Genomic DNA, 15206 nt, shown 5'->3' on the forward strand with positions numbered 1-15206 from the left:
GTTAAAACCCTTCAAATTCGTCAATCGCGGCTCTTGCTTCAGAGAGAGAACACCCCGACTGAGTAACGAGCTGATTGATTGTGATATTTGGTGACTCAGCAATGATGGCTGACAGATCAACAACGGGAGTGGGCAAAGCTTTATCGATCGCTTTCACAATCCACAATGTATCTTCCGTAACCAAGTATTGTTTGAGTTCTCTTAACGCTTGTTCCTCTCCACTCAGCAACCAATGTCGAGAGCGTCGGATACGCTTTACTTGGCAGCCATAAGCAACAATCGCGCTGATAACCTGCGCTTTATCGTTAACGCGGTGAACAAAACTGTTTAACGGAACGGAAATCATGGTGAGTCAATTAAGGGGGTTAATAGATGTCACTTTATCGCAACACACCTCAATTCGCCACGCTCTCTATTTCCATGTGGAGTTGATAGATTTTCTCTATCTCGATTGATAGCGATTCCCTATCAGAGCAATAGAAACGTTCAAATTTACCTATCAACCTGGTCAGGGCAATATAACTCCATCGACGCAAGGCAGCGTTCAAACACTAGATTAGAAAGAGAGTAAAATCATGATCAACACACAAATCAAACCATTCTCAGCAACAGCATTTAAAAACGGCGAGTTCGTAGATATCACAGAGCAAGACGTGAAAGGCAAATGGGCAGTATTCTTCTTCTACCCAGCTGATTTTACTTTCGTATGTCCAACTGAGCTTGTAGACCTACAAGAGAAGTACGCTGAACTTCAATCACGTGGTGTAGAAGTTTACTCAGTATCAACGGATACTCACTTCTCACACAAAGCGTGGCACGATACTTCTGACAAGATCGGTACTATCGAATACTTCATGGTAGGTGACCAAACTGGCACTATTACTAACAACTTCAACGTGATGCGTGAAGGTCAAGGTCTTGCTGACCGTGCTACTTTCCTAATCGACCCAGAAGGTACTATCCAAGCAATGGAAATCACTGCTGAAGGTATCGGTCGTGACGCAGAAGACTTACTACGTAAAGTTAAAGCAGCACAGTACGTTGCAGCAAACCCAGGTGAAGTTTGCCCAGCGAAATGGAAAGAAGGTGAAGAGACTCTAGCGCCATCTCTAGACCTAGTAGGTAAAATCTAACCTCATTACCAGGTTTGTACAGGTATGCCTTGCTCTGCTCCTATTGAGCTTGGCATACCGCCCTTACTGATAAAGCCATACCCGAATAGGGTGTGGCTTTTTGCGTTTGATTTTTTGCAGAAAAGAATTCTGATGGCGTGGAGTTTTCGATAGGTTTTACCTACCAAACTAATAGAAACGTTCAAATTTACCTATCTACGACCGCAGGGCAATATAGCTTCATCAGCGCAGTAGAGCGCATCTGAATCACAAATGAATAGTAGGTAATATCATGTTAGACCAAGCGATGAAGCAGCAGCTTAAAGCATACCTAGAAAACTTAAAAACAGACGTTCAGCTTGTATTGAGCCTTGATGAAAGCGAAACAGCAAGCAAGCTCCAAGCACTGGCGGATGATATCGCTTCACTGACAGACAAAATCCAAGTAACGCGTGACGACAACGCAAGCTCACGCAAACCAATTATGCAGGTTGTGAACCGAGCACAAGGTACAGCAATTGGTTTTGCAGGCTTGCCAATGGGTCACGAGTTTACTTCTCTGGTTCTCGCTCTTCTTCACAGCGGTGGCCACCCAATCAAGCTAGAAGCGGAAGTGATTGAGCAGATCAAGCAGCTAGACCAAGCATTAAACGTGGAAATCTTTATTTCACTATCATGCCAAAACTGTCCTGAAGTAGTTCAGGCGTTCAACATGATGTCTGCGATTAACCCTCTAATCAAAACAACCATGATTGATGGTGCTGCATTCCAAGATGAAGTGAAATCACGCGATATCATGGCGGTGCCTAGTGTCTTCATCAACGGTGAGCTGTTTGGTCAAGGCCGTATGTCATTGGCTGAGATTCTTAACAAAGTTGATTCCGGTGCAGCAGCGAAAAAAGCAGCCAGCCTAAACGAACAAGCACCATTTGATGTTTTGGTTGTTGGTGGTGGTCCTGCGGGTTCTTCAGCGGCAATCTACGCAGCACGTAAAGGTATTCGCACAGGTGTCGTCGCTGAGCGCTTCGGTGGTCAGGTGATGGATACGATGGCGATTGAGAACTTTATCTCAGTCAAAGCGACAACCGGTCCTAAGTTAGTTGCGAGTCTAGAAGAGCACGTTAAAGAATACGGCGTGGAAGTAATGACTGAGCAACGCGCAGCCAACATTATCGATGCAGAGCAGACTGAAGATGGTTACATCCATGTTGAGCTTGAAAGCGGCGCAGTACTAAAAGCTCGTACAGTGATTACCAGTACAGGTGCACGCTGGCGTGAAATGAATGTTCCTGGTGAGCAAGAGTACCGTAACAAAGGGGTTGCTTACTGCCCACACTGTGATGGTCCATTATTTAAAGGCAAGAAAACAGCGGTAATCGGTGGTGGTAACTCAGGTATTGAAGCGGCGATTGACCTAGCCGGTATTGTTGAACATGTTACCGTTCTAGAGTTTGCAGACACCCTACGTGCTGACCAAGTTCTGATCGATAAAGCCAATGCGACAGCTAATATTGAAATCATCAAGATGGCGCAAACCACACAAGTGCTAGGCGACGGCAACCGTGTTACTGGCTTGGAATATCAAGATCGCAACACAGGTGAGATTAAGAAAATCGAATTAGCCGGTATCTTTGTTCAAATTGGTCTTATGCCAAACAGCGAATGGTTGAAAGGTACTAAGGTTGAGCTTTCACCACGCGGTGAAATTGAAATCGATGCGCACGGTGCAACTACGATGAGCGGTGTCTTTGCTGCGGGTGATGTAACTACGGTTCCGTACAAGCAAATCATCATCGCTATGGGTGAGGGGGCAAAAGCAAGCTTAGGCGCGTTCGACTACCTAATTCGCACACCTGCTCCAGCAGAGGTTGCTGAAACGGCGTAAAGCGCTTATCCCTGTCCATATTCATTTGCAAACATTTTGTCGGTAATTTCGACGCCACTTCCAAGCGATTGGAAGTGGCTTTTTTTTGTATGTGTGCTGCGACTACTTACCCTCAAACCATTTCTGAGTGAAGTCGATAAAAGCGGCAAGCTTGCTGCTGCTGCGCAGTTGCGGTGGGTAGATGAGATAAATATTGCTTCTGGCAATAAAGTAATTCGGTAGTAGTTGTATTAACTGCCCACTATCTAATGAAGGCTGCACCAAGTAGCTTGGCATTTTTATGATCCCCTTGCCTTGTTGCGCGGCCGTCAGAAGCAGTAAGTTGTCGTTGATCAGCATATCGCCATTAGTTTCTACCTCAATGCTCTTAGTATTATCGATAAACTGCCAGCGACGTAAGTTGGGATCGGACAAACAGTTGTGATGGACCAGTTCGTCTGGGTGACTGGGTACGCCATGTTTCTCTAGATATTCTGGAGACGCACAGCAGATGTGTTGATAAGGAATTAGCTTCTTTGCCACCATGTTGTCGGGTGGATTGTTGGTGGCTCTAATTGCTAAGTCGAAATGACTTTTGGTCAGATCTTCGCGGTTATAACCGACATCGAGATCAAACTCGATTTCAGGGTATTGCTGCTGAAATTGATGACAAATATCGATCAAGAAGCGATGGCTAAAAATGGTGGGTGCAGTAATTCGAAGTAGGCCACTGACATCGCTTTTGGTGTGGTCGAGCTCTTTTTCTAACTCGACGATCGATGTATTAATAAACTGCATCTTAGCGAGAATTTTTTCTCCCGCTGCAGTTAGGCGCACATTGCGTGTCGAACGAATCAGTAGACTTGTATCTAATTCTTGCTCTAGCTGATTGATTTGTGAAGAAAGGTAGCTGCGTGAAATGCCTAAATTTTCCGCGGCCTTAGAAAAGCTGAGCTGCTTTGCGACTTCACTAAACAACGCATATCGTTCAAAGCGTTTGTGCATCTTCTGCATATCTGACTCACCTGAGTTCTTGAATCTGTCGTTAATTATATCGTTCTATATAGGAAATTAAATCTCATCTATTGTGCTGTATATCGAATTATCTTTTCTTGTTAGCTAGTTTAATCCCTAGCTTTAGTACCAGTATACTGAGTACAGAACAGATTAAACTCACTGCAATATTGCAATGGTGAGGTCTATAAATCAGGGGGATAGAGATGAATAAGACACATCCGGTGTTTTCACCAATGATCCAAGGTTACTGGCGTATGGCTGAGTGGGGAATGAATACCCAACAGCAGCTGTCGTTTGTTAAGCAGCACCTAGAGCTAGGCATTACGACGGTAGACCACGCGCCTGTTTACGGCCCAGACTCTGCATGTGAGCGTATGTTTGGAGAAGTCTTAGCGCTAGATAGCAGTTTGCGTGATCAAATTGAGATTGTTTCAAAATGCGGAATTTATCGCGGTGAAGATCCTCAGGTTAATCACTATAACAGTGGTAAAGCCGCCATTGTTGAATCCGTTGATCAATCGTTAACTCGTTTGAATACCGATCATTTAGACGTGTTACTCCTACATCGTCCTGACTTACTCATGGATGCAGATGAAGCGGCTGAAGCGTTCGCTCAGTTAAAAGCTGCGGGGAAAGTAAAGCATTTTGGTGTGTCTAACTTCACGCCTGCTCAGTTTGCTTTATTGCAATCAAGAGTTGAACAGCCGTTGATCACTAACCAAGTCGAGATCAATCCAGTGAACTTGCAAGTGACGGAAGATGGCACGCTTGAACAGCTTCAGCAGCATCGCGTACAGCCAATGGCTTGGTCTTGTCTTGCTGGTGGTCGTATTTTCGGCGAAGAGAGCGAACAGATGTGCCGTTTACGTCATACCTTGGCAGAAGTGGCGCAAGAAGTCGGTGCAAGCTCGATCGACCAAGTCATCTTTGCATGGGTATTGCGTCTACCGTCTAACCCAATCCCAATCTTGGGCAGTGGTAACATTGAGCGTGTTCACTCTGCGGTCGGCGCGCTTGAACTGTCATTGACCAATGAACAGTGGTACCGAATTTGGGTTGCATCGAAAGGTCATGGTGTGGCTTAGAAGCCTAAAACAACAAAGGCGTTACTCAGGTAACGCCTTTGTTTTATTACGTTTAGGTCACTTTCTCAACTGAGTTGCGGCGTACTAAGGTCGGCGTGAACATTAGTGCCTCATCGTTTGAGCTTTGTTCTTTGGCTAGATTCAGCGCTAAACGCGCCGCTCGTTCTGCCATCATCGCGATTGGATAACGAATCGTTGTCAGGCGAGGGCTGACATAGCGAGCGATCAGGCCATCATCAAAGCCAAGCATTGAAATTTGATCCGGCACCTTGATACCATTTTCGTCTAGCACCGACAGCGCACCCGCGGCCATGTAGTCGTTGTAGGCTACAACGCCAGTGATGTCTAAAGATTTAGTCAGCAGATTCGTCATGGCAACTTCACCGCCATCGTTGTTCGGTTCACCATATTCAATATAGCTTTGAGGAAGTTCGATATTGTTGTCTCGTAGTGCTTGCAAGTAACCATCAACACGTTGATCCGAGTCTTCAATACGATGCGCTGAAGCGACGCAAGCTATCTTAGTATGACCATGGCGAATAAGGTATTCCGTGGCGAGGTAGGCGCCTCGGCGGTTATCCAGTGCAATGCAGCGCTCGGCCATTTCTGGAATGTGGCGATTGATAAAAACCAGGCCTTTGACTTCTTTGGCATAGCCGATCAATTCTTCATCTGATAAACCTTTCGAGTGAATAACCAAGGCATCGCAACGGTTGTTGATCAATAGTTCAATCGCCTTTCGCTCTTCTTCCGGGCTGTGGTAGCCGTTACCGATCAAGATATGTTTACCGTGTTCATGGGCAACATTGTCGACTGCTTTGACCAAAGTGCCAAAAAAAGGATCAGATACATCGCCAACTAATACTCCAACCGTATTGCTGCTTTGGCTTACCAAAGCTTTCGCGGCGGCATTTGGTCGATAACCGAGTTTGGCCATCGCCTGTGTCACTGAAGCAATCGATGCTTTGCTCGCTTTTGGTGATTTGTTAATGACCCGAGAAACAGTCGCGATGGATACGCCCGCTTCTTTGGCGACATCTTTAATAGTTGCCATGTGTGACCTCGAAAAATACTCCTAGGGTTATTTAACCCTTTGAATGTAAATAAGGCAAATTGTATAGCATTCAGTTTCTTGAAATGCGATCTTTACCACTTGCAATATAAGCGGTTGCTGATAGTGTAAACGTTGTCTTTTAGTAAAATTTTACCAGCTTTAAGTTCGAGGTTAATCATGGAAACGATCGCATACACCGACTTCGCAAAATTAGAAATGCGTACAGGAAAAATCATCGAAGTCGCTCGCCACGAAAATGCAGACAAACTCTACATCGTTCAAATTGATGTTGGAGAAAAGACGCTGCAAACCGTCACTAGCTTAGTGCCTTATTACACCGAGCAGGAGTTGATGGGAAAAGAAGTAGTGGTGTTGTGTAACTTGGCGAAAGCCAAAATGCGTGGAGAAACCTCGGAATGTATGTTGCTTTGCGCTGAGACTGACGATGAATCACAAAGTGTTCTGTTAACCCCAGAGCGTTCTATGCCTGCTGGGGTTCGTATTGTATAGAGTTCTCTTTTCGGCTGAGGGTTTTTAGTTAGGCTCTTGCTTCAGCCACCAGGGCATCAATTGTGTTGTGGTGCTCTGGTTTTACTCCTGCCAAATTGCCATATTTGGGCTGATGGCGATCATTCTCCAATGGAAAATTCCAGCCAATGGTATGTTCTACAAACTGCTGGGCAAACTGCTCGGAGATTTCTAGGCACCCCGCGAGTACAGTATCAACGTAAGTCTGCATGATAGGGCTTAATGAACAAGGTGGTTCAGGGTTGTCTTTGATGTAGACCCACACGTGATCATTGGTCGATAATGCTAGTTCAGCATCAAGTTTATCCGCTGAGATTAAAACTCGCTGATACCCTCGTTCGCGAATGTCGAATTCTTGCAGTCCGTCACCGCTCACTTCCAACAAAACCCCATTGACTTGTCCCTGTCCTTTGTCTACCACCAATGGTGATAGAATATAGCTATCATCGACTTTGCCCCAGTAACGCCTGAAGCCATGTGCGGTAGCGGGAATCGCTGCGGAAGTTTGGCCAGTCAGTTGTCGTGAGGCAGAGTTCATCAGACTGCCGTAGCCAAAGATATAGTTTGCCATTCTGCTCTCCTTATTGATTGGCATGATCAGCAAAGTTCTAAACTAGCGACTTTTCGAGACAAAAGGAAGTGATACAAATTGTTTTAGTAGGGTCATAATGACATGTATTTACTGTGTCATTATGACTTTAAATGGAGTGGTTAGAGCGCTGAAAGCAAGAGTCTATAACGCTTTAACAAACTGGAACACTTCTTGCGATAGTGCAAAAAGTTAGAGATTTAAATTTGTTTAGGAGTATTTCAGTGCTCAATATTACCGACAAAAAGGTCGAAGAAGCCATTCCACCCGTTTTGCGTCTTGGGTTTCGACCTTTCTTTCTTCTTGGTTCTATTTATGCCGTTATTGCGATAGCGGTTTGGGTATGGATGTTTCAATCCGGCCAGCCAACAACATTGCAAGTGCCTGCGCTGTGGTGGCACGTACATGAAATGATATTTGGCTTTGCGATGGCGATTGTTGTCGGCTTTGTGTTAACTGCAGTGCAAAACTGGACGGGCATTAACGGCACTAAACATCACCGTTTAGCCATCTTGGTTGGGTTGTGGTTGGCGCCTCGCGTACTGTTATGGACGCCAACGCCGTTGTGGCTCATCTCTTCTATTGAAGCTCTGTTTTTAGCTATGACAGCATTTGAAGTCGGGACGCGCGTGGTCAAAGCAAAAGGGTGGCGTAACCTGTTTTTCGTTCCCTTGTTTGTTCTGGCAATCGTGGCTAACTTTGCCAGTTACGCAACGGTGAAGGGGATGCCACCGTTTCCTTCATCGGCGGTGTGGCAAGCTATGCTGTGGTGGTTCACCTTGTTGCTTTCTGTTATGGGGAGCAGAGTGATCCCATTCTTTACGGCTCGTCGGTTTAATTTCGAAAAGCCTCAACCTATCGTCTGGTTAGATTGGGTGGCGAACTTGCCATTGGTAGGGCTGTTTATTCTCAGCTTCTTCCCGATGACGTTTGCACAGTTAGGTCAACCGCTAATGGTAATTTCAGGGTTAGCGCATTTGATTAGAGTGATGAGGTGGCAGCCGTGGCGAACTCTCAGTGAGCCTCTAGTCTGGTCGTTGCACGCAACCTACTTATGTATTCCAATGAGTTTGTTGCTGCGTGGTTTACTCGACAACCCATTTGCCAGCCACAATATGCTGCACATGTTTGCTATTGGCGCCATTGGTGGTGTGATCTTAGCGATGATCGCACGTGTGACTATGGGGCACACCGGGCGCGCGATTTACCAAGGTCCAAACATGAGTGTTGCTTTCGCAGCGATTATATTGGCTGCTTTGGTTCGTAGCTTGGGCGTTGCGTTTTTCCCTCAATACCTGATTGAATCGGTCAACATCAGCGCCGCATTGTGGATACTCGCATTCGCTATGTATGTGGGAATGTTTGGCAAGATGCTGATCACGCCAAGAGTCGATGGGCACCCTGGTTAAAGTGAATTAAATCAAAAGAAAAGGCTTGGCGAGTGCCAAGCCTTTTGCATTGCGATAGGAAAGTGGGGGCTAACCTACCTCAGAAAACGGGACCACTGTGGCAGGTTGCTTACTCTTTAGATAGTCACTTAGCGCCTGTTGCTCTTGGCTGTCTAGGTACAAGCCAAGTTTGGTACGACGCCACAATATATCCTCTTCGGTGACTGACATTTCATGTTCAATGAGATAGTCGATTTCACGTTGGAAAACACCTTGGGCTGCGTCCGAGAACTTAATCCCCAGCGCATCGATGTTTTCCATTCCTTCCAGTAGCTTCCATGTATAGGTGCCAAATTGCGTTACGTAGCGCAGCAATAATGCTTCGGGTAACCAAGGGTAAGCGTTGTGAAGCGTTGCGGCTAGCTGTTCACGTGAGCAACTGAAGTTACCGCCAGGAAGCGCATGGTTTGCTGTCCAAGGTGTACCCATATTAGGTAGGTAAGGCTTGAGTTTTTCTAACGCCGCTTCACCTAACTTACGGTAGGTAGTTAGCTTGCCACCAAATACGGAAAGCAGTGGTGCTTGGTCGTATTCCGCTTCCAGTTCAAGAGTATAGTCGCGCGTTATCGCTTGTGGTGAGTCTGATTCGTCATCACATAAAGGTCGCACGCCGCTGTATGTCCAAACCACGTCCTCACGTTTAAGTTGCTGGACGAAGTGTTGGTTGACGATGTCGATGAGGTAATCGACTTCATCATCAGAGATGGCAACTTCACGCGGGTCACCTTTGTATTCCACATCGGTGGTACCAATGATCGAGAACTTATCTAAATAAGGAATCATGAACACGATTCGGTGATCTTGGTTTTGAAGAATGTAAGCTTGAGGCTCATCATGAATACGAGGAACGACAATATGCGATCCTTTGATCAAGCGAATATTGCGAGGAGAAGCTTGCTCTAAACCATCATCAAAGAACTGTTTGACCCACGGTCCTGCCGCGTTGACTAAGGCTTTCGCCTTGCGTTCTATTGCTTGGCCTGTAAGTTCATCACGAATAGTCACGCTCCACAGTTCACCTTCACGTCGAGCGCTTTCTACACGGCTGTAGTTACGGATCTCTGCATTGTTCTCCTGAGCAGCAAGGACATTGAGCAGCACTAAGCGCGCGTCGTCTACCCAGCAGTCTGAATACTCAAAGCCTTTTTTCATTTCAGGCTTAAGTATGCCGGACTTGGCTAAATCAATCCCTTTACTTGCAGGTAGTGTGGTGCGTTTACCTAGGTTGTCGTAAAGGAATAGTCCACAACGGATCATCCAAGCTGGGCGGAGAAATGGTCGATGAGGTAAGCGAAAACGCATAGGTTGAGCAACATGGGGCGCTTTCTGGAGTAATACTTCACGTTCAGCGAGCGCTTCCGAAACTAAACGAAACTCATAATGCTCTAGATAGCGTAAGCCACCGTGGATCAGTTTAGAACTGGCCGACGAAGTGGCTGACGCGAAATCGTGTGCTTCGTATAGACCGACTGATAGTCCACGACCTGCCGCATCTGCAGCAATACCTGCGCCATTGATACCACCACCAATAACGATCAAATCTAAAACTTTTTGTGAATTAGCCGAATTCTGGTTGTTACTCATGAATATGACCTTGTGTTGAGCGAACGAGCATTTTTGAACATAATTGAATCCTAGCTCAGCTTTCGTTTTTGATCACTATTTATTTTCGTTTACGCGCGTTTGTGTGATTTGTGCACAAAAAAACCTTTATCTCACGATAAAGGTTTCAATAAGGTTAAATTCAAATGAAGAAATGTTGATTATTCTTCTTTGTTCACCACTTCTAAAGGAATGGAATGTTCTTTAAGGATTGAAAGGATTTCTTTTGGTGGCTGCTTATCGGTAAACAACATGTGGAGTTGAGAGATATTGCCTAGTTTGACCATTGCATTACGACCGAACTTGGAGTGGTCAACGGCTAAGAACACACTGCGGCTGTTCTCAATAATCGCCTGTTTCACTCTGACTTCATGGTAGTCAAAGTCGAGTAGAGATCCATCAAAATCAATGCCACTAATCCCCAGAATACCAAAGTCTAGTCTGAACTGTTTGACGAAGTCTAGTGTCGCTTCGCCGACAATACCGCCGTCTCGATTGCGCACCTCTCCGCCTGCGAGAATCACTTTAAATTCTGGGTTGGGCAGCAAGATAGTCGCGACATTGATGTTATTGGTGACAACACGTAACTGCTTGTGATTTTTACTCAGTGCACGAGCGATGGCCTCTGGGGTGGTACCGATGTCGATAAATAGCGTCGCACCATCTGGGATGTGTTTGACCACTTCGTCAGCGATCACATCTTTTTCATTGAAGTTCATGCTCTTACGATCGGTATAAGAGGTGTTTTCTGAACTTAATGGAATCGTAGCACCGCCGTGATAGCGGCGAATTTTATTTTCGTCCGCTAACTCATTCAGATCTCGCCTGATGGTTTGTGGACTGACATTAAACTTTTCAACTAACTCATCAGTACTCACATAGCCCTGCTTTTGTACAAGAGCAATGATTTGCTGATGTCTTGGTATTTGCTTCACTCGCCGCTCCCTGTGTTCGAACTATTAGAATTAATACACTAATATTCGAAAATAATAACTCGCGCTATTGTGCGCGAATTCTTTCGTTCTGAGAAGAGAAGCGTGTACGGAATAGGGGACAAGGCGCAAAAAAGGGCGCCTCAATACCAAGCGGCACAAATATCTGGTCATTCTTGCTGGTTAAAATCGCTTATAGCGTCGTTATAGATTTTGTAGTTAGGTCAACTAGCTAGCTGCAATCTATGCCTTGCTCTAAGCGATTTTTCCTACGCAACTTTCTGAACATCTATTTATCCCGATTGGTATAAGACGCCCCACTTTCGTTAATCGAATGCCAGGTTTAGGTACTAGTCTTCTTCATTATGCATTTCAGCCCATACTTGAGCACACTTCACGGCGCGCTTCCATCCTTTGTAGCGGCGATTACGTTTCTCTTCGTCATGATGAGGCTCAAAGGTGCGATCGAGTTCGGCTTTGTTTTGCAGCTCATCAATGCTATTCCAATATCCAACAGCAAGGCCAGCAAGGTAGGCCGCTCCCAATGCGGTGACTTCGGTTACTTTAGGACGGTGAACCTCAGTATCTAAAACATCTGATTGGAACTGCATAAGGAAATTATTGGCGACTGCACCTCCATCAACACGTAAGTTGGCCAGTTTAATGCCCGAGTCCGCCTGCATCGCATCAAGAACATCTCTGGTTTGATAGGCGATACCTTCTAGCGTCGCTCTTATGATGTGGTTAGAGCTGACACCACGAGTTAGGCCAACAATAGTGCCACGCGCCCAAGCATCCCAATACGGAGCACCAAGGCCGGTAAAAGCAGGGACGACATACACCCCATTGGATGAGTCGACTTTGGTGGCGAAGTATTCAGAATCTTTTGCGTCAGCAAGCAGTTTCATCTCATCACGTAACCATTGGATAGAAGCGCCACCCATGAATACCGCGCCTTCTAATGCATAAGCAGGTTCCCCTGAAGGTCCACAAGCCAATGTAGTGAGCAAACCATGGGTAGAGTTGACCTTCTCTTGTCCGGTGTTCATCAGTAGGAAACAACCTGTTCCATAGGTGTTTTTAGCTTGACCAGCTTCGACACACATTTGGCCGTAGAGTGCGGCTTGCTGGTCTCCAGCGATACCGGCAATAGGGATCCTTGTACCGCCTTTACCACCAATGTTGGTTTGTCCGTAAATTTCAGAAGAGCGTTTAACCTCTGGCATCATTGAAGCCGGAATTCCTAGCTCATCAAGTAGTTTTTGATCCCAGCACAAGTCGTTGATGTTGAACAACATGGTACGTGATGCGTTGGTGTAGTCAGTGACATGAACACGGCCTTGAGTCATTTTCCAAACTAACCAAGTATCAACGGTGCCGAACAAGAGCTTGCCCGCTTCGGCATCTTCTCTTGCTCCTTCTACGTTGTCGAGTATCCATTTTACTTTGGTTCCCGAGAAGTAAGGATCGAGAACTAACCCCGTATTCTCTCTGACGTACTCTTCCAATCCTCGCTCTTTGAGCTGCTCACAAATTTCTGCAGTTCGGCGGCATTGCCATACGATCGCATTGTAAACAGGTTTACCCGTCTCTTTATTCCAAACGATGGTGGTTTCACGTTGGTTAGTGATGCCAATAGCTGCGAGCTGATCACTGCTTATGCCAGACTTAGCCAGAGTTTCAATCAAGGTTGAACTTTGGGTCGCCCAGATTTCGAGAGGGTCGTGTTCCACCCATCCTGACTGAGGATAGATTTGTGTGAATTCACGTTGCGAGATACTAACGATGTTTGCATCGTGATCCAAAATCACCGCGCGTGAGCTTGTTGTGCCTTGGTCTAGGGCAACAATGTACTTTTGCTCAGTCATGGTAAGAGTCCTTTTGTTTCGTTATTACTATTTTAGCTAATCTTGGTCTGCTTATCTTTGCCGTGCGAGTCGAGACATGTCGATTTGAGCAGTGAAGATTGGTGTAGTTTCCCTGTTTATGCACATTAATTTTGCACATATCACAGCAATCGAAAACAAACGAGCATAAAAAATGAGCGTTTAAGCATGTAAATGTTAAGTAAACGCGCTTTGTTTGTTAATCGTCTCTGTCTGTTTGCTATCTAGGCGTAGTTTCTGAAAGTCCCAATGAATCGATGTTCGCCCCTAATGAGCGTGCCTTTCAGTCACTCTGTTATCGAGAGTATCACTGTTGTAATTAGCTTTATTTGAGATTTTGTACGGTAGGGGAGTTGGTGTTTTGTTCAATATGGTCATTCGAACAGTAACTAAATATGTGAAAAGTGGAAGCGCGCGCTAACTATTTTGCCTTAATACACTGTATTTACTCAGATTTAATTCTTATGCAACATTTGTCACAGAAATAAATTGAATTTCTAATAGAATGCGCAGGCTTTCGAACGAAACTTTATTTTGCTCGTTCGAGTTTTTGAAGACCCTACTATCGCTCAAATTATAATGAGGCCCCTATGTTTGGAATATTTAAACCTAAGGCGCACATCGATCGCTTACCCACAGATAAGATTGATGGCGCTTATTCCCGCTTACGTTGGCAGCTCTTTATCGGCATCTTTGTCGGTTATGCGGGCTACTATCTAGTACGTAAAAACTTCAGTCTGGCTATGCCATACCTAATTGAACAAGGCTTTAGTCGTGGTGATCTTGGCGTTGCTCTTGCCGCGGTATCTATTGCTTATGGTCTGTCCAAATTTTTGATGGGCAGTGTGTCGGACCGCTCTAACCCACGTTATTTCCTAAGTGGCGGTCTGTTGATGTCAGCTTTGGTGATGTTCTGTTTTGGCTTTATGCCTTGGGCTACTGGAAGCATCGCAGCCATGTTCATTCTGTTGTTCTTGAACGGCTGGTTCCAAGGAATGGGCTGGCCTGCCTGCGGTCGAACTATGGTTCACTGGTGGTCGCGTAAAGAGCGGGGTGAGATCGTTTCGGTTTGGAACGTGGCACACAACGTTGGCGGCGGCTTAATTGGTCCACTGTTTATTCTCGGATTATGGGCATTCAACGATGATTGGCGAACTGCTTTCTATGTTCCCGCTTTCTTTGCCACTCTCGTTGCGATTTTTATCTGGTTTACTGTTCGAGATACGCCTCAGTCTTGTGGCTTGCCTCCGATTGAAGAGTACAAAGAAGATTATCCAGATGATTACGACAAGTCACATGAGAAAGAGATGACGGCAAAAGAGATCTTCTTTAAATATGTTTTCTCTAACAAGCTCTTGTGGTCGATCGCGATTGCCAATGCGTTTGTCTACCTGATTCGTTACGGAGTATTGGACTGGGCACCTGTATATCTCAAAGAAGCGAAAGATTTTTCAGTCGACAAATCCTCGTGGGCTTACTTCTTATATGAGTGGGCGGGGATCCCTGGCACTCTGCTTTGTGGCTGGATTTCCGATAAGTTGTTCAAAGGTCGCCGAGCGCCTGCAGGTATCTTATTCATGGTTCTCGTTACCGTCGCTGTTCTGGTTTACTGGTTTAACCCAGCCGGTAACCCAACGGTTGATATGATGGCTCTCGTGGCGATCGGCTTCTTAATTTACGGCCCAGTAATGCTAATCGGTCTCTATGCATTAGAACTGGCACCGAAGAAGGCGGCGGGAACGGCGGCAGGACTGACTGGCTTGTTTGGTTACTTAGGTGGCGCTGTGGCGGCGAATGCGATTCTCGGCTATACGGTTGACCACTTTGGCTGGGATGGCGGATTCATCATCTTGGTTGGCTCTTGTATTACATCTATCGTTTGTTTGACCTATGCCTTCTTAGGTGAAAGAGCGCACCACGAACAAAAAGCACGCGAGAAAGAAGCGCTAGCCTGATCTCAGGTTGTTGCTTCTTAAGTAGAAAACAATAAAAACAACGTCAGTGACTATAAAGCTTACTATTACTAATAGCTAAGCGAAAAAATCCCCCAGCAGGTATCTGCTAGGGGATTTTATTATTAACAAGCGCT

At 45.7% G+C, this 15206-nt stretch carries 13 protein-coding genes; 6 read left to right on the forward strand and 7 right to left on the reverse strand.

What is annotated here, in order from left to right; translation table 11 throughout:
• Position 1 precedes the first annotated feature (1 nt).
• Positions 2–346, reverse strand: coding sequence for a ribosome recycling factor family protein (locus AC6R00_RS04040; protein ID WP_500639409.1), 345 nt, complete (start codon positions 344–346; stop codon positions 2–4).
• 229 nt (positions 347–575) lie between these two features.
• Between AC6R00_RS04040 and ahpC the strand changes: the two genes are divergently transcribed.
• Positions 576–1133, forward strand: a complete 558-nt coding sequence (gene ahpC / locus AC6R00_RS04045; RefSeq protein ID WP_004747884.1) for an alkyl hydroperoxide reductase subunit C — start codon at positions 576–578, stop codon at positions 1131–1133.
• 271 nt (positions 1134–1404) lie between these two features.
• Positions 1405–2997 carry an alkyl hydroperoxide reductase subunit F gene (gene ahpF, locus AC6R00_RS04050; protein WP_500639410.1) on the forward strand — a complete coding sequence of 531 codons (1593 nt, stop codon included), beginning with the start codon at positions 1405–1407 and terminating at the stop codon, positions 2995–2997.
• 102 nt (positions 2998–3099) lie between these two features.
• Here the strand turns inward: ahpF and AC6R00_RS04055 are convergent, their stop codons facing one another.
• Positions 3100–3990, reverse strand: coding sequence for a LysR family transcriptional regulator (locus AC6R00_RS04055; RefSeq protein ID WP_500639411.1), 891 nt, complete (start codon positions 3988–3990; stop codon positions 3100–3102).
• Between the two features lie 206 nt (positions 3991–4196).
• On the opposite strand from AC6R00_RS04055, the gene AC6R00_RS04060 reads away from it, so the two are divergent.
• Positions 4197–5078 (forward strand): aldo/keto reductase, encoded by an 882-nt coding sequence (locus AC6R00_RS04060; protein ID WP_500639412.1) that lies wholly within the window; start codon positions 4197–4199, stop codon positions 5076–5078.
• A gap of 52 nt (positions 5079–5130) precedes the next feature.
• On the opposite strand, the gene AC6R00_RS04065 is transcribed toward AC6R00_RS04060, so the two are convergent.
• Positions 5131–6132, reverse strand: a complete 1002-nt coding sequence (locus AC6R00_RS04065; protein WP_171322159.1) for a substrate-binding domain-containing protein — start codon at positions 6130–6132, stop codon at positions 5131–5133.
• A 177-nt stretch (positions 6133–6309) separates the two neighbouring features.
• Here AC6R00_RS04065 and AC6R00_RS04070 point away from each other — a divergent pair, with 177 nt between their 5' ends.
• The gene (locus AC6R00_RS04070; protein WP_004747893.1) at positions 6310–6642 is read left to right on the forward strand and encodes a tRNA-binding protein; all 333 of its coding nucleotides are present in this window, start codon (positions 6310–6312) and stop codon (positions 6640–6642) included.
• A 28-nt stretch (positions 6643–6670) separates the two neighbouring features.
• Here the strand turns inward: AC6R00_RS04070 and AC6R00_RS04075 are convergent, their stop codons facing one another.
• On the reverse strand, positions 6671–7231 hold the full coding sequence (locus AC6R00_RS04075; RefSeq protein WP_500639413.1) for a gamma-glutamylcyclotransferase family protein: 561 nt from the start codon (positions 7229–7231) through the stop codon (positions 6671–6673).
• Positions 7232–7473: 242 nt separating this feature from the next.
• Here AC6R00_RS04075 and AC6R00_RS04080 point away from each other — a divergent pair, with 242 nt between their 5' ends.
• The gene (locus AC6R00_RS04080; RefSeq protein ID WP_500639414.1) at positions 7474–8658 is read left to right on the forward strand and encodes an NnrS family protein; all 1185 of its coding nucleotides are present in this window, start codon (positions 7474–7476) and stop codon (positions 8656–8658) included.
• A gap of 69 nt (positions 8659–8727) precedes the next feature.
• On the opposite strand, the gene glpD is transcribed toward AC6R00_RS04080, so the two are convergent.
• From glpD to glpK, 3 genes are all read right to left on the reverse strand, one after another.
• Complete coding sequence (gene glpD / locus AC6R00_RS04085; protein ID WP_500639415.1) at positions 8728–10281, reverse strand: glycerol-3-phosphate dehydrogenase; 1554 nt, start codon at positions 10279–10281, stop codon at positions 8728–8730.
• 179 nt (positions 10282–10460) lie between these two features.
• Positions 10461–11234, reverse strand: coding sequence for a DeoR/GlpR family transcriptional regulator (locus AC6R00_RS04090; protein ID WP_171322168.1), 774 nt, complete (start codon positions 11232–11234; stop codon positions 10461–10463).
• A gap of 347 nt (positions 11235–11581) precedes the next feature.
• On the reverse strand, positions 11582–13099 hold the full coding sequence (gene glpK / locus AC6R00_RS04095; protein ID WP_004747901.1) for a glycerol kinase GlpK: 1518 nt from the start codon (positions 13097–13099) through the stop codon (positions 11582–11584).
• Between the two features lie 608 nt (positions 13100–13707).
• Here glpK and glpT point away from each other — a divergent pair.
• Positions 13708–15072, forward strand: a complete 1365-nt coding sequence (glpT, locus tag AC6R00_RS04100) for a glycerol-3-phosphate transporter (protein ID WP_171322171.1) — start codon at positions 13708–13710, stop codon at positions 15070–15072.
• Positions 15073–15206: the final 134 nt, after the last annotated feature.

The organism is Vibrio sp. R10-SF1-ISO8 (assembly GCF_059833805.1).